We start from the raw sequence: 17,905 nt of genomic DNA on the forward strand, positions 1-17,905 counted from the left end.
CTCACCGGCGCGGTGTCCGGCCGGTTTCGGTCCAGGTGGCCAACTGGCGCCGTGTCCAGGTGTTGATGACCCGGTCCGCCGGCACGCCGCACTCCTCGGCGCGGGCGCAGCCGTAGATCTGCCAGTCCAGTTGGCCCGGCGCGTGCGCGTCGCTGTCGATGGCGAACAGGGTCCCGGCCGCCAGCGCCTGACGGAGCAACCGGCGCGGGGGATCGAGGCGGTCGGGACGGCAGTTGATCTCCACGGCCGTGTGGTGTTCGGCGCAGGCCGCGAACACCGCCTCGGCGTCGAACTGCGACTCCGGGCGCAGTTTGCCGGTGATCTGCCGCCCGGTGCAGTGGCCGAGGACGTCCACCAGCGGATTGCGGACCGCGGCCAGCAGCCGCCGGGTCATCGGCGCCTTGTCCATGCGCAGCTTGGAGTGCACCGAGGCGACCACCACATCGAGCTCGGCCAGCAGCTCCGGCTCCTGGTCGAGGGTGCCGTCGTCGAGGATGTCGCACTCGATCCCGGTCAGCAGCCGGAACGGCGCCAGCCGCTCGTTGACCTCCGCCACCAGTGCCAGTTGCCGCCGCAGCCGCTCGGCGGTCAGGCCGCGGGCGACGGTGAGCCGGGGGGAGTGGTCGGTCAGCGCACACCAGTCGTGGCCGAGGTCGCGGGCGGCCCTGGCCATCGCCTCGACCGGACTGCCCCCGTCCGACCAGTCCGAGTGCAGATGGCAGTCGCCGCGCAGCGCCTGCCGCAGCCGCGCTCCCCCTTCCCCCTCGACCAGCGGGCCGCCCGCCTCGTCCTCGAGGCGGGCGAGGTATTCGGGCCGCACGCCCACGAGCGCCTCTTCGACCACCCGGGTGGTTTTGGGCCCGAGTCCCTTCAGGCGCCCCAACGAGTGGTCGTCCGCGCGGGTGCGCAGCTCGTCGTCCGGCAGGGCGGCGATCGCCGTGGCGGCCGTGCGGAAGGCCTGTACGCGATAGGTCTGGGCGCCCTGGCGCTCCAGGAGGAAGGCGATGCGCTCCAGCGCCTCGACGGGCTCCACGTAGGCGGCTCCTTCCCGGCGTGCCCGGCCCTTCAGGTCCCCGTTGCCGGGTCCCCTTCACGGTGCCCCACCCGGAAGCGGGCTGCCACCGGGGTGATACCGGCGGTAAATCGCCCTTTTCCGCCGAGTCGGAAGCCGTGCCGTTATGCGGTTATGTCCGTTCTCGATGCGGTCGATCCGATTGCTTCGGAATGACGCACGGATAGTGCTGATGATTCCGTTCAATACGTTCTACGGCCGCAATGCCGGACCGGGAAATGTGGGTGAATCGGGCGCAGTTAAAGCTCTTGCGACATTCGGCGGGGTTCGTTGGGGATGGGCAGTGGAGTTCTGGAGCTGGCGGGTGGTCAAGTGCCGTAAAAATTGACCGCCTTCAAGGAATCTGCACACCGAATGTGCAGTCGGCACACGGACTCCGGTGCCGGATACCTGCGCTGACCTGCACGTCAGCGGTTTGGTGCGGGAATGTCCCGTTCGTCGAACGTGGGCCTGGCGCATCCGTGGAGAGGAAACCGCAGAAGTTGTGAAGAAGCTGCCACCGATTCATGGATGGGCGTGCACGACACGTAATTCGGCGGAGCATCGACGTCCGGTTCGGCGGCAGTCGGATTAGCCGGACAACGCGCCTGCATGCTTTGATCCTTCGCACTGCGGGAGTCACACCAACGGTTCCCGATTTCGGGCCCGGACTCCCGCTGCCGTGGTCGGACCAGCCCACCGGACGGTTCGGCCGCAGCTTTTTCGAGATATTCATCCGAAGGGAAACATCATGAACTCCACCCCCCAGGTTCAGACCCAGGAAATCTCCGACGCCGACCTGGACAACGTGTCCGGTGGCCTCGTCGGCGGCGTGGTCGGTTCCGTGAGCGGCACCGTTGACTCCGTTGCCCCGGTCTCCCCCCTCGTCGGCGAGGTCACCGGCCTGGTCCAGGGCACCACCGGCGTGAACACCGGCGCCGTCACGGGCCTCGTCTCCGGTCTCTGAGCCCCTCTGTGCCGCTGAGCGGCACAGCCGGCTTTGAACGGTGACAACGGCGGGTCGGCGCCCCCTCCTTGCCGACCTGCCGGGCCGTGTGCCCCGGACCCGCCCGGCTCGCCCGGGCCCCGGGGCACCCGGCCGCCATCCGTCTGACAGAACACTGCAGTTGAGGGAAGAGTGTCGTGCAGTTCCGCCAACAGGCCCTTTCCAAGCTGCAGTCGCCCGAGGAGATCGATCTGCCGGTGCGCTTCGCCCGGCCACAGGGCTGGCTCGTGCTGATCGTCACGGTCCTCGTCGTGATCGCCGCGGCCGGCTGGGCGGTGACCGGAACCGTCTCCGCCACGCTCAACGCACCCGGGATCCTCACCTACGGACAGGGCAGCTACATCCTGCAGAGCCCCGTCGCGGGCCAGGTCACCGCCGTGTTCGCCGAGGAAGGCCGGCGGGTGGCCGCCGGCACCCCCGTCCTCAAGGTCCGTACCGCGCAGGGCACCACCGTCGTACGCTCCCTCGCCGCCGGACGGCTGACCACGATGGTCGCCACGATCGGCTCGGTCGTCACCACCGGAGCGGACGTGGCCTCCGTAGAACGGGTCGCACACGCCGACGACCCCCTGACGGCGACGCTGTACGTACCGGCCGAGAGCAGTGCCACCGTTCCCGTCGGCGCCGCGGTGGACCTCACCGTCCAGTCCGTGCCCAACCAGCGGTACGGCGTGCTGCGCGGCCGGGTCAAGGCCGTCGGCCGGATGGCCCAGACCCGCCAGCGGATCGGCGCCTTCCTGGGCAGCAGCCAGCTCGGTGAGCAGTTCTCGCAACACGGCCCGCCCGTCGCGGTCCTGGTCCAGCTCGACGCCGCCCCGCAGAACAAGTCCGGCTACGCCTGGTCGACCTCCGGCGGCCCGCCCTACGCCGTCGACTCCATGACGCTGGCCAATGGAGCGGTCCACCTGGCCGCGCAGCACCCGGTCGATTGGCTGCTGCCGTGACCGCACCCCACGACTCCGCCGCCGCCCGGCAGCAGCAACTCCCGCCGCCCGGCCGCGGCCGGCACCGCCCCGAGCCCGCGCCCGGCACCCGTCGTACCCGGCGCGGTGCGCCGCCCGCACCGAAGACCGGGAAGCCGAAGACCGTCCGCACGCCCACCGTCCTGCAGATGGAGGCCGTGGAGTGCGGGGCCGCCTCCTTGGCCATGGTCCTCGCCCACTACGGAAAGCACGTCCCGCTCGAAGAGCTGCGGATCGCCTGCGGCGTCTCGCGCGACGGCTCCCGCGCCAGCAACCTGCTCAAGGCGGCCCGCTCCTACGGCCTGACGGCCAAGGGCATGCAGATGGAACCGGCCGCGCTCGCCGAGGTCACGGCACCGGCCATCCTCTTCTGGGAGTTCAACCACTACGTCGTCTACGACGGCATGGGCCGCCGCCTCGGCCGCCGCGGCGTCCACATCAACGACCCCGACAAGGGCCGCCGCTTCGTGGCGACGGAGGACTTCGACACCAGCTTCACCGGCGTCGCCCTGGTCTTCGAGCCGTCCGAGTCCTTCCGCAAGGGCGGCCGCAAACCCGGCGTCCTCGGCGCCGTGCCCGCCCGGTTGCGCGGTACCACCGGCACCCTGCTGGCCGCGCTGCTCGCCAGCCTGCTGCTGGTCGCGGTCGGCGCCGCGGTGCCCGCGCTCAGCCGGACGTACATCGACATGTTCCTGATCGGCAACCAGACCTCGCTGCTGGGGCCGCTCTTCGCGTCGATGGCGGCGATGGTGGTGCTCACCGCCGTACTGACCGGGCTGCAACAGGCGAACCTGCTGCGCGGCCGGATCATCTCCTCCACCCTCACCAGCGCCCGCTTCCTGCGCCATCTGCTCAGGCTGCCGGTCACCTTCTTCGCCCAGCGCAGCCCCGCCGACCTGGTCCAGCGGCTGCAGTCCAACGACGCGGTCGCCGAAACCCTGGCCCGTGACCTCGCCGCCGCGGGCGTGGACGGCATCGTCGTCGTCCTCTACGCGCTCCTGCTGTGGAGCTACGACCCCCAGCTGACCGTCATCGGCATCGGGATCGCGCTGCTCAACGTCGTCGCGATGCGGATCGTCGTCCGGCTGCGCGCCACCCACACCCAGAAGCTGCGCGCCGACACCGCCCGGCTCACCAACACCTCCTACACCGGCCTGCAGCTCATCGAGACGATGAAGGCCACCGGCGGGGAGAACGGCTACTTCCGCCGCTGGGCCGGCCAGCACGCCGCCACGCTGGAGGAACAGCAGCGGCTCGGGGTGCCGAGCGCCTGGCTGGCCGTCGTCGCCCCCACCCTCGCCACCCTCAACAGCGCGCTGATCCTGTGGATCGGCGGCATGCGGGCCGTCGAGGGCCATATCTCCATCGGCCTGCTGGTCGCCTTCCAGGCGCTGGTGACCCGCTTCACCGCGCCCATCACCCGGCTCAACGGAGTGGCCGGCCGGATCCAGGACTTCGCCGCCGACGTGGCCCGCCTCAAGGACGTCGAGTCCTTCCCCGCCGACACCCTCTACTCGCGCCCGGGCACGGCGGGCGGCACCCGCCGGCTCACCGGCCACGTGACGCTGGAGAACATCACCTTCGGCTACAGCCCGCTGGACAAACCGCTGCTCACCGGCTTCTCCCTCGCGGTGGGCCCCGGCCGGCAGGTCGCCCTCGTCGGCGGCTCCGGCAGCGGCAAGTCCACCGTCTCCCGGCTGATCTCCGGCCTCTACAGCCCCTGGGAAGGCACCATCCGCATCGACGGACAGCGCCTGGAGGACCTCTCCCGCAGCGCGCTGGCCGCCTCCGTCTCCTTCGTCGACCAGGACGTCTTCCTCTTCGAGGGCACCGTCCGCGACAACGTGGCGCTGTGGGACCCCTCCATCCCCGACGACGCGGTCGTCACCGCCCTGAAGGACGCCGCCCTCTACGACGACGTCATCGCCCGGCGCCCCGACGGCATATACAGCCGCGTCGAGCAGGACGGCCGCAACTTCTCCGGCGGGCAGCGGCAGCGGCTGGAGATCGCCCGCGCCCTGGTCCGACGCCCCAGCATCCTGGTCCTCGACGAGGTCACCAGCGCCCTGGACGCCCAGACCGAGCAGATCATCATGGACAACCTGCGACGGCGCGGCTGCGCCTGCGTCGTCATCGCCCACCGGCTGAGCACCGTCCGCGACAGCGACGAGATCGTGGTCCTCGACCACGGCGTGGTCGTCGAACGAGGCCGGCACGAGGACCTGGTCGCCGCCGGGGGCGCGTACGCCGAGCTGGTCAAGGAGCACTGACGTGTCAGCCATGCCCCCGCCCGTCTCCTCGTCCCCGGCCGCGGAGCCGGGCACGACCGACGCGGTGACGCAGGCGTTGGGCGGCCTCGGCGCGCCCGTCGACTGCACCGGCCTGCGCAGCGTTCCGCTCGAAGGGCCGCAGGTGCTGTGGCTGGTCACCGGCGGTGCGCTGGACCTCTTCGCGGTCGACGCCGCCGCCGCCGGGCACTGGCACTTCCTCGGCCGGCTCGAAGCCGGCACCCTGCTGCTCGGCCCCGTCGAGGGGCCCCAGCACACCCTGCTCGGCCGGCCCTCGCAGGACTGCCGGCTGCGCCGGATCCCGCTGCGCGAGCTGCCCCGGTACGACTACGCGCCGTACGGCGAGTACCAGGACACCGGGGCCTTCGCGCAGTACGGCGCGCAGGGAGGCTACGGCCACGAGGCACCCTCCCCACTGGAGCACGCCTTCGCGCTGGGCACGGCCCGCAGCTCGGGCGTGCTCTTCGAGGCACCGCTCGACGGCCGGCCCGGCGACGACGCGGTGGCCGACGACGACGTCCTGTGGATGCCGGTGCCGCCCGGCAGCGTGCAGTACGGCGCCTCCTACAGCGCGGAGGCGGCCGGCGATCTGCTGGTGGACCCCGAGCTGTGGCAGCAGATGGTCAACCAGCAGTACCGGTTGCTGTCCGCCGTCGACCGCTGGATCGAGCAGCTGGAGCGCGCCCATGAGGACCGCACCGCGGCCGGCATCAAGGCCGGTGAGGCCGTCCGCGAGCGGGCCGACCAGGCGCTGCTGGCCTCCATCGGCCGGCCGGAGCGCTCCGGGCGGGGCGGTGACGGACCGGGACGGGCCGGCGACGACGCCACCTTCGCGGTGTGCCGGACGGTCGCCGAGGCGGCCGGCATCACGCTGACCGAGCCCCCCAAGGGCGGCCCGGTCAACGACCGGGTCTCCCCGGTCGAGCGGATCGCGGTCGCCTCCCGGATCCGCACCAGGGCGGTCAAGCTCGCCGGGAGCTGGTGGCGGACGAACACCGGCCCGCTGGTGGGGCAGCGCGCCAAGTCCGGTGCCCCGGTGGCGCTGCTGTGGCGCCGCGGCCGCTACGAGGCCGTCAACCCGGCCTCCGGACTGCGGCTGCGCATCGGCAAGGACAACGCCGGGGAGTTCGAGCCGCGCGCGGTGATGTTCTACCGCCCGCTGCCGGAGCGGCCGCTGACCATGTGGCGGCTGATGCGCTTCAGCCTGCGCGGGACCCGGATGGACGTCCGCAACCTGGCCCTGAGCGGACTGGTGACGGTCGGCCTCGGCGCGCTCGTCCCCCTCGCGACCGGCCAGGTGCTCGGGGTCTACGTACCCGCCGCGGAGCGCAGCCTGATCGTCCAGGTCTCCCTGGCGGTCGTCGTCACCAGCATCGTCTCCGCCGCCTTCATGCTGCTGCAGAACCTCACCGTGCTGCGGCTGGAGGGCCGCATCGAGAGCGCGCTGCAGCCCGCCGTCTGGGACCGGCTGCTGCGGCTGCCGACGAAGTTCTTCACCGAGCGCTCCACCGGCGAGCTGGCCAGTGCCGCGATGGGCATCAGCGCCGTGCGGCGGGTGCTGTCCGGCGTCGGCCCGGTGGCGGTGCAGTCCACGACGGTCGGCGCGATGAACCTCGTCCTGCTGCTGGTCTACAGCGTGCCGCTGGCGCTCGCCGCGATCGGCATGCTGCTCGTCATCGGGGCGGTGTTCCTCGCCATGGGCCTGTGGGAGCTGCGCTGGCAGCGGCGGCTGGTCAAGCTCGGCAACAAGCTCAACAACCAGGCGTTCCAGACCCTGCGCGGGCTGCCCAAGCTGCGGGTCGCGGCGGCCGAGAGCTTCGCGTACGCGGCCTGGGCCCGGGAGTTCGCCCGCTCCCGGGAGCTTCAGCAGAAGGCCGGCCGGATCAAGAACCTGACCACCGTGCTCAACGCGGTCTATCTGCCGCTGTGCTCGCTGACCCTGTTCATGCTGTTGGCCGGCCCGGCCCGCGGCACCATGTCCGCCGCCTCGTTCCTCACCTTCAACACCGCGGTGACCATGCTGCTGACCTCGGTCACCCAGATCACCGGCGCGTTCGTCGCGGCCGCCGCCGCGCTGCCGATGTTCGAGCAGATCAAGCCGGTGCTGGACGAGGCGCCCGAGGTACGCGGCGCCAGCGCCCAGCCCGGCACGCTCTCCGGCGGCATCGAGGCCAAGAAGCTCTCCTTCCGCTACACCGACGACGGGCCGCTCGTCCTCGACGACGTCTCGCTCCGGGTCCGGCCCGGAGAGTTCGTCGCGGTGGTGGGGCCCAGCGGATGCGGCAAGTCGACCCTGCTGCGGCTCCTGATCGGCTTCGACAAGCCCTCCTCGGGCAGCGTCCTGTACGACGGGCAGGACCTCGCCGCCCTGGACCAGGCCGCGGTCCGCCGCCAGTGCGGGGTCGTGCTGCAAAACGCCCAGCCGCTCACCGGCTCCATCCTCGACTGCATCTGCGGTGCGGAGGCATTCACCCAGGAGGAGGCCTGGGCGGCCGCCGAGATGGCGGGTCTGGCCGAGGACATCAAGCGGATGCCGATGGGCCTGCACACCATGATCTCCGGTGGTGGCGCGATCTCCGGCGGCCAGCGCCAGCGCCTGATGATCGCGCAGGCGCTGGTCCGCCGCCCCCGGATCCTCTTCTTCGACGAGGCCACCAGCGCCCTGGACAACGAGACGCAGCGCATCGTCATCGACAGCACCCGCAGGCTCAGCGCCAGCCGGCTGGTGATCGCCCACCGGCTGACCACGGTCATGGACGCCGACCGCGTGATCGTGATGGAGGAGGGCCGGATCGTCGAGCAGGGCGCCCCGGCCGAGCTGCTGGCCGACACCGGCGGCCGGCTGCACGACCTGGTGCGCCGCCAGCTGGCCTGAGCCGCGAGCCGGCGGCGTCCCCGAGGAAGGGGACGGCCCCGCCGGGCCGAGCCGTTCCCCGATTCCCCGCAGAACACCGCATATCGTGCAGTGCAGCGGACGGAGGATGAGATGGCCACAGCGCGCAGCCTGTTCGAGGCGCTGCCACCGGACCGACGCCGGCGGCTGACCGACGTCGCACGGGAGGTGTCGCTGCCGCGCGCCACCCGGGTGTTCGAGGAGGGCCACCGGGCGGACCGGTTCTGGATCATCCGCAGTGGACAGGTCGTGCTCGACCAGCGCGTCCCCGGACGCCGGGCGGCGGTCGTCGAAACCCTCGGCCGCGACGAACTGCTCGGCTGGTCCTGGCTGTTCCCGCCCTACCTGTGGCACCTGGGTGCGCAGACCGTCGGCCCGGTGGAGGCGGTGGAGTTCGACGCGAGCGTGGTCCGCGCCCTGTGCGAGTCCGATGCGATCCTCGGCCGGGAGATGTACCGCTACGTCGCCCAGACGGTCGCCGACCGGCTGCACGGCACCCGCACCCGGCTGCTCGACCTCTACGGCCCCCAGGGCAGTGGACCGGGCCCGTGAGCCGGGCGGCGGCCACCGGGGCGTGACCGGGGACCGCCGCTCGCGTACCGGACGGCGGAACCCGTCCCACGGGTGCCGCGCGGGCCGCGGTCAGGCGCCGACGTAGGCCGCGAGGTGCTCGCCGGTGAGGGTGGAGCGGGCGGCGACGAGATCGGCCGGTGTGCCCTCGAAGACGATCGTGCCGCCGTCGTGGCCGGCGCCGGGTCCGAGGTCGATGATCCAGTCGGCGTGCGCCATGACCGCCTGGTGGTGCTCGATGACGACGACCGACTTGCCGGCGTCGACGAGCCCGTCGAGCAGCCCGAGGAGCTGCTCGACATCGGCGAGGTGCAGCCCGGCGGTCGGTTCGTCGAGGACGTAGACGCCGCCCTTCTCGGCCATGTGGGTGGCCAGCTTGAGCCGTTGCCGCTCGCCACCGGACAGCGTGGTCAGCGGCTGGCCGATGGTGAGGTAGCCGAGCCCGACATCGGCCAGCCGGCGCAGGATCCGGTGGGCGGCCGGCGTGTGCGCCGCGCCGTCGCCGAAGAACTCCTCGGCCTCCGTCACCGACATCGCCAGCACCTCGCTGATGTCGCGGCCCCCCAGGTGGTAGTCGAGCACCGAAGCCTGGAAACGCTTGCCCTCGCAGTCCTCGCAGGGGCTGGCGACGCCGGCCATCATCGCCAGGTCGGTGTAGACGACCCCGGCGCCGTTGCAGGTGGGGCAGGCACCCTCGGAGTTGGCGCTGAACAGTGCCGGCTTCACGCCGTTGGCCTTCGCGAACGCCTTGCGGATCGGGTCGAGGAGTCCGGTGTACGTCGCCGGGTTGCTGCGCCGCGAGCCGCGGATCGGGGCCTGGTCGACCGACACCACACCGCCGTCGGCCGGGATCGACCCGTGCATGAGCGAGCTCTTGCCGGATCCGGCGACGCCGGTGACGACGGCGAGCACCCCGAGCGGGATGTCGACGTCGACGTCGCGCAGGTTGTTCGCCGTCGCCCCGCGGATCCGCAGGGCGCCGGTGGGCTTGCGCACCGTCTCCTTGAGCGCGGCCCGGTCGTCGAAGTGGCGGCCGGTGACGGTGTCGCCGGCCCGCAGCTGCTCGACGGTGCCCTCGAAGCAGACGGTGCCGCCCGCGGCGCCGGCGCCGGGGCCGAGGTCGACGACGTGGTCGGCGATCGCGATCACCTCGGGCTTGTGCTCCACCACGAGCACCGTGTTGCCCTTGTCCCGCAGCCGCAGCAGCAGGTCGTTCATCCGCTGGATGTCATGGGGGTGCAGACCCGAGGTGGGCTCGTCGAAGACATAGGTGACGTCGGTCAGCGAGGAGCCGAGGTGGCGGATCATCTTGACGCGCTGCGCCTCGCCGCCCGACAGCGTGCCCGCGGGCCGGTCGAGCGCGAGATAGCCGAGCCCGATCTCCACGAACGAGTCGAGGGTCTGCTGGAGCGCGGTGAGCAGCGGTGCCACCGAGGGCTCCTTGAGGCCGCGGACCCATTCGGCCAGGTCCCTGATCTCCATCGCGCAGGCGTCCGCGATGCTGACGCGCTTGATCTTCGACGACCGGGCCCCCTCGCTGAGCCGGGTGCCGTCGCAGTCGGGGCAGGTGGTGAAGGTGACCGCCCGGTCGACGAACTCCCGGACGTGCGGCTGCATCGCCTCCCTGTCCTTGGACAGCATCGACTTCTGGACCCGGGGGATCAGCCCCTCGTACGTCATGTTGATGCCCGCGATCTTCATCCTGGTCGGCTCGCGGTGCAGGAGGTCGTGCAGCTCCTTCTTGGTGAACTTGCGGATCGGCTTGTCCGGGTCGAAGAAGCCCGACTCGATGTAGAGCCGGGAGTTCCAGCCGCCCCCGGTGTAGCCGGGGATCGTGAACGCGCCCTCGTTGAGCGACTTGCCGTCGTCGTACAGCTGCGCCAGATCGATGTCGGTGACCGAGCCCCGGCCCTCGCAGCCCGTGCACATCCCGCCGGTGCGCTGGTAGGTCGCCTTCACCGCCTTCTTGGCGCCGCGCTCGACGGTGATCGCACCGCTCGCCCGGACCGAGGCGGTGTTGAAGGAGTACGCGCTGGGCGGGCCGATGTGCGGCTTGCCGAGCCGGCTGAAGAGGATGCGCAGCATCGCGTTGGCGTCGGTGGCGGTGCCGACCGTCGAGCGGGGGTCGCCGCCCATCCGCTGCTGGTCGACGGAGATCGCGGTCGTCAGCCCGTCGAGTACGTCCACCTCGGGCCGCGCCGTGGTCGGCATGAAGCCCTGCACGAAGGCGCTGTAGGTCTCGTTGATCAGCCGCTGCGACTCGGCGGCGATCGTGTCGAAGACCAGCGAGCTCTTGCCCGAGCCGGAGACACCCGTGAACACCGTCAGCCGGCGCTTGGGGATCTCGATGCTGACGTCCTTGAGGTTGTTCTCGCGGGCACCGTGCACCCGGATCATCTCGTGGCTGTCGGCGACGTGCGGTGCGGGCGACCGCGGGTCCGTCCTCTTGGCCATGCTCGTCGTCTCCTTCTGTCGTGGGCGGTCTGTGGATCCACTGCGACCCGGCCACGCGACGCGCACGGCCATGACGGTCAGGCTAGATCCGGCCCGGTCACCGGCGCTTCTCGATTCCTGACCGGTACGGCCCCGATCGCTCCCCGCACCCGCCCGTGACGGACGACGACAGCTTCAGCGCGCCGTCCACGCTCCTGACCACCGGCCTCGGGCGCTGTGGGAAAATCGGCGGATGAAACGGCAGGACCTCGACGACCTCGTCCGGCTGCGGCGGGCCCGTGACCGGATGGACCGCGACTACGCCGAGCCGCTCGACGTCCCGGCGCTGGCGCGCGGCGCCCTGATGTCGGCGGGCCACTTCTCCCGTAGCTTCCGCGCCGCCTTCGGCGAGACGCCGTACAGCTACCTGATGACCCGCCGCATCGAGCGGGCCAAGGCGCTGCTGCGGCGCGGCGACCTGAGCGTGACCGAGGTCTGCTTCGCGGTCGGCTGTACGTCGCTGGGGTCGTTCAGCTCGCGCTTCACCCAGCTGGTCGGCGAGAGCCCGAGCGCCTACCGGGCCCGCAGTCATGATCATGGCGCCGCCATCCCGGCCTGCATCGCCAAGATCCACACCAGACCGGTCAGGAACGGAGAAGCGGGCCCCGCCGCCGGGCCCGTAGCGTGAGCGGCATGGACATCACCCTTTCCCAGTGCTTCATCGCCGTCGACGACCATGACAAGGCGATCTCCTTCTACCGCGATGTGCTCGGCCTTGAGGTACGCAACGACGTCGGGTTCGAGGGGATGCGCTGGGTGACCGTCGGGGCGCCCGCGCAGCCGGACGTGAACATCGTGCTGGAACCGCCGCTCGCCGACCCGAACGCCTCACCGGCCGACAAGCAGGCCATGGCGGAGCTGATGGCCAAGGGCCTGCTGCGCGGCGTCATCTTCGCGACGCGGGACTGCGACGCCACCTTCGAACGCATCAGCGCCGCGGGCGGTGAGGTACTGCAGGAGCCGATGGACCAGCCCTACGGCGTCCGCGACTGCGCCTTCCGAGACCCCGCCGGCAACCTCCTGCGCTTCACCCAGCCGCTGCGCAAGTGAGCCCTCGGCGGGGCGGGCCGGACCGGCCATGACCCCTCGGACGGACCCTGGGGCGCGTCCGACGGGTCGGGTCGGGAAGGCCCCGGCCGGAGGCGCCGGCCAAAAGGGCGCCGCGGCCGGGGAACCGTCCCCCGGCCCGGGCCGACTACCTGTGCCGGGTCGTGCCTGCGACCCGCCGGCCGGCACCTGCGGCCGGTGAGACGGCCGGGGGACCGGCTGGTGACGGGTAGGGGAGAAACACACCATGCGTCGTGGGAAGCTGTGCGGTCTGGCGGTGGTCGTCGCGCTGGTCGCCACCGCGTGCGGCGGCGAAGGCGCGGACACCGGCGAGCAGGCGTCCGGAAGCGGCGGCCCGGGTTTTCCGGTGCGGATCGCCGACTGCAAGGGCGCGACCACCACCTTCGCATCCGCACCGCGCAAGATCGTCACCAGTAACGCCGCCGCCCTGGAGATCCTGCTGCGACTCGGCGCGGGCGACCGGGTCATCGGGACCGGCTTCCCGCCCGGCAAGGGCGCCCTGCCCGGCGAACTCGGGGCGCAGGCCCGGAAGGTGCCGGTGCTGGGCCGGCACATCATTCCCAAGGAGAAGCTGCTCGGGTCGGGCGCCGACCTCTACGTCGACACGTTCGCGTCGATGAACAACATGGGCGGGGCGGGCGACGCGCCGAGCGCCGAGGAGTTCGAGGCAGCGGGCATCAAGCACATCCACCTCGCCTCCACCGCCTGCGCCCCGACGGCCGGGAAGCCGCAGCGGGACCTGTCGGGAGTGGAGGGGGACATCAAGCGGCTGGGCGCGGTGACCGGCACGTCCCGGCGGGCGGACGAACTGGTGGCCGGCATGCGGTCCAAGGTCGCCGCGGTGCGAAAGGCGGTGGGCGACCTCGCGCCCGGCAAGCGGCCGACGTACTTCTTCTTCGACTTCGACGCCGGCACCAAGCAGCCGATGGCGGTCTGCCGCAACCAGGTCGCCAACGCGGTCATCGGCCAGGCCGGGGCGCGCAACGTCTTCGACGGCTGCGACGGTGACTTCAAGCCGGTCTCCTGGGAGGACGTGGTCGCCAAGAACCCGGACTGGATCCAGCTCGGGATCCGCGACCGCGGCGACGCGGCGGCCACCAAGAAGGCGTTCGACCAGGCCGAGGCCTTCTTGAAGAGCTTCCCCGCCACCAAGGGGCTCGCCGCCGTGCGCAACGGGCACCTGCTGCGGATCGGCTCGGAGCGTACGACGATCGCCGGCGTCGGCAACGCGGACACCGTCGAGGCGATCGCGCACACCGTCCACGCGGCACGGTTCAAGGCGGAGCGGTAGTGGCATCCGTGCTCGACGCCCCGCGCGGACAGCGGCAGCCGCCCGGGCCGCCCGGGCGGCGCACCCCGCGCGCCGGGCTGCTCGCCCTGGCGCTGGGCCTGGCGCTGGCGGTGGCGCTGACCGCCGCGGTCTCGCTCGGCTCCACCGACATCGCGCCCGCACACGTCTGGTCGGTGGTGCTGCGCCGGCTGGGCGGCGCCGCGCCCCGGCCGGGCACCGACGACCTGATCGTGTGGCAACTGCGCGTCCCCCGCGCCCTGTTGGCGGCCCTGGTGGGCGCGGGACTGGGCCTGGTGGGGACGGCGACCCAGGCGCTGGTGCGCAATCCGCTGGCGGACCCGTATCTGCTGGGCATCTCCAACGGCGCCTCGCTCGGCGCGGTCGCCGCGATCGTGCTGGGGGCGAGCGCCGGCGGGGTGCTGGGCCTGGGACTGTCGGCGGCCGCCTTCGCCGGCGCGCTGGGCGCGTTCGCGCTGGTGTGGTGGATGGCGCGGCGCGGGGGAGGGTTCTCACCGCTGCGGCTGGTGCTGGCCGGGGTGGGGATCGGACAGTTCCTGTCCGGGTTCACCAGCTATCTGGTGCTGCAGGCCGGCGACGAGCAGCAGACCCGCAGCGTGCTGTTCTGGCTGATGGGGAGCTTGAGCGGGGCCACCTGGAGCGTGCTGTGGCCGCCGGTGCTGGCGGTCGCCGCCGGGCTGCTCGCGCTCCAGGCGCGGGCCCGCCCCATGAACGCGCTCGTCATGGGCGATGAGACCGCGGCCGGGGTGGGCGTGGACGTCACCCGGTTGCGCCGCGAACTGTTCGTGGTGACCAGCCTGTTGACCGGCGTCCTGGTCGCGGTCTCCGGGGCGATCGCCTTCGTGGGGCTGATGGTGCCGCATCTGTGCCGGATGGTCATCGGCGGCGACCACCGCCGGCTGCTGCCGCTGTCCGCGCTCACCGGGGCCCTGCTGCTGGTGGTGGTGGACGTCGTGTGCCGTACGGCCATGGACAGCCAGGAGCTGCCGGTGGGCGTGGTGACGGCGATGATCGGCGCGCCCGCGCTGCTGTTCATCCTGGACCGGCGGATGGCGGTGGGCCGGTGAACGTCGAGATCGAGGATCTGCACGTCGGCTACGCGGGCCGCGATGTGGTCGCCGGGGTGCGTCTGCTGGCCGCGGCCGGGGAGATCGCCGGGCTGGTCGGGCCCAACGGCAGCGGGAAGTCCACCGTGCTGCGGACCGTCTACCGCCATCTGCGGCCCACCGCGGGGCGGGTACTGCTGGCCGGGGCCGACCTCGGCGCGCTGACACCCGCGCAGACCGCGCGGCAGGTCGCCGCGCTGCCGCAGGAGCGCGGCAGCGACTTCGAGCTGACCGTGCGCGAAGTGGTGGCGATGGGCCGGACGCCCTACAAGCGGGCGTTCGCGGGTGAGGACCACACCGACCGGGAGACCGTCGCGGCCGCCCTGGCCGCCGTGGGCCTGGCCGGGCAGGGCGCCCGCCGGTTCTCCGCACTGTCCGGCGGGGAGCGCCAACGCGCGCTGCTGGCACGGGCGTTCGCGCAGGATCCGGACGTACTGGTGCTGGACGAGCCCACCAACCACCTCGACGTCCGGCACCAGGTCGAACTGCTCGCGCTGCTGCGCGCACAGCGCCGCACGACGCTGATCTCACTGCACGACCTGAACGCCGCGGCGTCCCTGTGCGACCGGCTGCATGTGCTGCACGCCGGGCGGGTGGTGGCCTCCGGCACGCCCCGCGAGGTGCTGACCCCGCCCCTGCTCGCCGAGGTGTTCGGGGTGCGCGCCGCGGTGGCCGAACACCCGCTCACCGGCGACCCGTTGATCGCCTTCGACCACCGCGAGCCGCTGCCCGCCGGCGACGGGTGAGGCGCACCGGGCGGGCTCGGCGCGGGTGCGGGGTTCTGGGGCCCCGCGCGCTCACCCCGCCACGTAGTGGCTCGGCCGCCCCTCGCGCAGCACCAGCCGGCCGCGCCGCTCGGCATCCGTCCGGTGCATCAACTCGCGGCGCCCGTCGGCGTGTTCGAGCACACAGGAGTGCCACGGCGTCAGCCACACATCGGGCGCTTCGAGCAGCCGTATCCCGAACTTGGCCGAGCTCCGCGGCTGCGGATGGATCGAGAGCCGGAACGCCTCCGGGTGGTGCACGGCGACCAGCTCGCCCCAGGCGCGGCTGCGCCGCATCACGCCGTAGGCACGCCGGCGGCAGTCGCGCTGCAGCGCCGAGCGGGTACCGGGGAACTGGGCGGTGTCCTCGAACAGGAACCGGGTGATGCCCTGGTACAGCCGCCGGGCCGGCTCGTCGCTGCGGGTCAGCGACCGCAGTTCCGCCAGAGAGGGGGCGTGGCGCTCCTCGACCAGCAGGCGCTTGTCGTCGTGCGTCGGCCCCTCCCCGTACACCTGGCGCAGGTCGAAGACGTCCAGCCGGGTCAGGCCCTCCGCGCGGATCAGGGCGCGCAGCGCGTCGCTGTAGGCGTCGATGTCGCGGTCCGGCACCCCGATGAGATCGCTGAAGACATGTCCGTCCGAGCAGATGACCACCCGCGCACCGGGCGGATACACGGCCTCGATACGCGCGCACAGCGCGTCCAGGAAGCGCAGCGCCAGCCGTTCGCCCTCGTCCGGGAGGTGGCCCAGGACCTTGGCGGGGTTGGGCGACTTGCAGGGAAAGCCCGGCAGGGTGAACAGGATCGGCTCGCCCGCCGCCACCGGAGCGGCCAGCTGGCGCAGCTGGGCGGGGAAGCCGTCGGGGGAGTCGTGGTGGGTGGCGTCCAGCGTGCGGCGGTACGGCAGCAGCGTGGTGAGCACCGCCGCGCAGACGGCCTGCCGGTCGGCCGGCGCGGCGGTGTGCGGTCGGGTGGGGCTGGTCAGCACGCGGTGACCGCCCCGCCGGACACCGGGCAGCCGCCGGCCGCGCCGTAGGCGACCGGCAGCCGGTCGACCCCGCGCGCCAGCACCGCGGGTATCCACCGCAGTTCGGCATCCGCGACGGCCGTCCGGAGGTCCGGCAGTCGCCGGAGCAGCGCGCCGAGGGCGATCCGGAGTTCCAGCCGGGCGAGCGCGGCACCGGGGCAGAAGTGGATGCCGTGGCCGAAGGCGAGGTGCGGGTTGGGGGAGCGGTCGAGGTCGAGGGCGTCCGCGTCGGCGAACCGTTCGGGGTCGCGGTTGGCCGCGCACAACGACACGATCACCGAGTCGCCCGCCGGGATCGGGGTGCCGTGCAGATCGGCGTCCTCGGCGAAGAACCGCCAGGTCGTCAGCTCGAAGGCGCTGTCGTAGCGCAGGAGTTCCTCGACGGCGCTGGGCGGCAGCTCCGGGCGGCCGGCCAGCTCGGCGAGGTGCTCGGGGTGGCGCAGCAGGGCGACCAGGGCCGTGGTGATCTGGTTGGTGACCGGCTCCTGGCCCGCCACCAGCAGCTGGAAGATCATCGAGTCCAGCTCCTCCGGGCCGATCCCACCGGCGTCGCGGGCGGCCACCAGCCGGGAGAGCAGGTCCTCGCCGGGCTCACGGCGCTTGTGGACCACCAGATCGGCGATGTACTGCTGCAGCCCGCGCAGCCGCGCCTCGTAGGCGGGACGGCCCGGGTCCCCGGGCCCCACGGGCTGGACCACCTTCCCCCAGTCTCGGTCGAAGCGGTCCGCGAACTCCCCGGGCAGGCCGATCACATGGGCGAGCACCTGGAAGGGGAAGTGCGCGGCGAAGGCCTCGACGAGATCGGCCTCGCCGCGCTCCGGGAGCCGGTCGAGCAGCGCGTCGGCCATCGCCCGGAAGCGGGGTTCGAGCGCCGCCACGCGCTGCGGGGCGAAGGCGTCGGTGATCAGCCGGCGCAGCGCGGTGTGCCGGGGCGGGTCCTGGTGGAGCAGATGCACCTGCAACTGGGAGTGCTGGGGCTCGGGCATGATCGAGGCGCGCGCCCGCCAGGCCGCGTTGCCGCGCGAGTGGTGCTTGCCCAGCCGGGGGTCGGTCAGCGCCTGGTGCGCGGCCTCGTACCCGGTGACAAGCCAGGCGCACACCCCGCTGGGGAAGCGCACCCGGTGGACCGGGCCGCGCGCCCGCAGCTCGGAGTACAGGGGATAGGGATCGCGGGTGTACTCCGCTCCGTACAGCGGGACGGGATCGGGCAACGTGGACAAGGCGTCCTCCTCAACGGCGCTGGTCTGCGACAACCGCACCCGCACGGCACGGCGTGGGAAAGGTCGGCCGCGGGGCGCGCCGAGTTCCCGCCGGCCGCGGGGAATTCGGCGGCCGCGCGGACGGACGGCGACGTACGGGCGGTCAAGTG

Annotated in this window: 14 protein-coding genes; 10 read left to right on the forward strand and 4 right to left on the reverse strand. The window is 72.4% G+C overall.

Annotated elements, in window-relative coordinates; genetic code table 11:
- Position 1: 1 nt before the first annotated feature.
- Complete coding sequence (locus AC0680_RS22365) at positions 2 to 1,033, reverse strand: PHP domain-containing protein (RefSeq protein ID WP_478631441.1); 1,032 nt, start codon at positions 1,031 to 1,033, stop codon at positions 2 to 4.
- A gap of 769 nt (positions 1,034 to 1,802) precedes the next feature.
- Between AC0680_RS22365 and AC0680_RS22370 the strand changes: the two genes are divergently transcribed.
- The 5 genes from AC0680_RS22370 (at position 1,803) to AC0680_RS22390 (ending at position 8,752) form a co-directional block, all read left to right on the forward strand.
- Positions 1,803 to 2,018 (forward strand): type A2 lantipeptide, encoded by a 216-nt coding sequence (locus tag AC0680_RS22370; RefSeq protein ID WP_384440462.1) that lies wholly within the window; start codon positions 1,803 to 1,805, stop codon positions 2,016 to 2,018.
- A gap of 176 nt (positions 2,019 to 2,194) precedes the next feature.
- Complete coding sequence (locus tag AC0680_RS22375) at positions 2,195 to 3,001, forward strand: hypothetical protein (protein ID WP_478631444.1); 807 nt, start codon at positions 2,195 to 2,197, stop codon at positions 2,999 to 3,001.
- Positions 2,998 to 5,289, forward strand: a complete 2,292-nt coding sequence (locus tag AC0680_RS22380; RefSeq protein ID WP_478631446.1) for an NHLP family bacteriocin export ABC transporter peptidase/permease/ATPase subunit — start codon at positions 2,998 to 3,000, stop codon at positions 5,287 to 5,289. The genes AC0680_RS22375 and AC0680_RS22380 overlap by 4 nt, the downstream gene beginning before the upstream one ends.
- A 10-nt stretch (positions 5,290 to 5,299) precedes the next feature.
- Positions 5,300 to 8,182: an NHLP bacteriocin export ABC transporter permease/ATPase subunit gene (locus AC0680_RS22385; RefSeq protein ID WP_478631675.1), complete on the forward strand. Its 2,883-nt coding sequence runs from the start codon at positions 5,300 to 5,302 to the stop codon at positions 8,180 to 8,182.
- A 111-nt stretch (positions 8,183 to 8,293) separates the two neighbouring features.
- Positions 8,294 to 8,752, forward strand: coding sequence for a cyclic nucleotide-binding domain-containing protein (locus AC0680_RS22390; protein ID WP_478631449.1), 459 nt, complete (start codon positions 8,294 to 8,296; stop codon positions 8,750 to 8,752).
- 90 nt (positions 8,753 to 8,842) lie between these two features.
- Here AC0680_RS22390 and AC0680_RS22395 read toward each other — a convergent pair whose 3' ends face one another.
- The gene (locus AC0680_RS22395; protein ID WP_478631452.1) at positions 8,843 to 11,224 is read right to left on the reverse strand and encodes an ATP-binding cassette domain-containing protein; all 2,382 of its coding nucleotides are present in this window, start codon (positions 11,222 to 11,224) and stop codon (positions 8,843 to 8,845) included.
- 232 nt (positions 11,225 to 11,456) lie between these two features.
- Here AC0680_RS22395 and AC0680_RS22400 point away from each other — a divergent pair, with 232 nt between their 5' ends.
- The 5 genes from AC0680_RS22400 to AC0680_RS22420 all read left to right on the forward strand — a co-directional run bounded on the left by AC0680_RS22400 (position 11,457) and on the right by AC0680_RS22420 (position 15,492).
- Positions 11,457 to 11,891, forward strand: a complete 435-nt coding sequence (locus AC0680_RS22400) for a helix-turn-helix transcriptional regulator (protein WP_478631455.1) — start codon at positions 11,457 to 11,459, stop codon at positions 11,889 to 11,891.
- A 5-nt stretch (positions 11,892 to 11,896) separates the two neighbouring features.
- Positions 11,897 to 12,313 (forward strand): VOC family protein, encoded by a 417-nt coding sequence (locus AC0680_RS22405; protein WP_478631456.1) that lies wholly within the window; start codon positions 11,897 to 11,899, stop codon positions 12,311 to 12,313.
- Positions 12,314 to 12,557: 244 nt separating this feature from the next.
- Positions 12,558 to 13,622, forward strand: a complete 1,065-nt coding sequence (locus AC0680_RS22410) for an ABC transporter substrate-binding protein (RefSeq protein ID WP_478631459.1) — start codon at positions 12,558 to 12,560, stop codon at positions 13,620 to 13,622.
- Complete coding sequence (locus AC0680_RS22415) at positions 13,622 to 14,707, forward strand: FecCD family ABC transporter permease (RefSeq protein WP_478631461.1); 1,086 nt, start codon at positions 13,622 to 13,624, stop codon at positions 14,705 to 14,707. The genes AC0680_RS22410 and AC0680_RS22415 overlap by 1 nt, the downstream gene beginning before the upstream one ends.
- Positions 14,704 to 15,492: an ABC transporter ATP-binding protein gene (locus tag AC0680_RS22420; RefSeq protein ID WP_478631464.1), complete on the forward strand. Its 789-nt coding sequence runs from the start codon at positions 14,704 to 14,706 to the stop codon at positions 15,490 to 15,492. The genes AC0680_RS22415 and AC0680_RS22420 overlap by 4 nt, the downstream gene beginning before the upstream one ends.
- A 51-nt stretch (positions 15,493 to 15,543) precedes the next feature.
- Here the strand turns inward: AC0680_RS22420 and AC0680_RS22425 are convergent, their stop codons facing one another.
- Complete coding sequence (locus AC0680_RS22425) at positions 15,544 to 16,497, reverse strand: L-tyrosine/L-tryptophan isonitrile synthase family protein (protein ID WP_478631466.1); 954 nt, start codon at positions 16,495 to 16,497, stop codon at positions 15,544 to 15,546.
- A complete protein-coding gene (locus AC0680_RS22430) occupies positions 16,491 to 17,756 on the reverse strand; it encodes a cytochrome P450 family protein (protein ID WP_478631468.1) in 1,266 nt (421 codons plus the stop codon). Before AC0680_RS22430 ends, AC0680_RS22425 begins: the two co-directional genes overlap by 7 nt.
- Between the last annotated feature and the right edge of the window lie 149 nt (positions 17,757 to 17,905).

This window comes from Streptomyces sp. NPDC043738, from assembly GCF_056436545.1.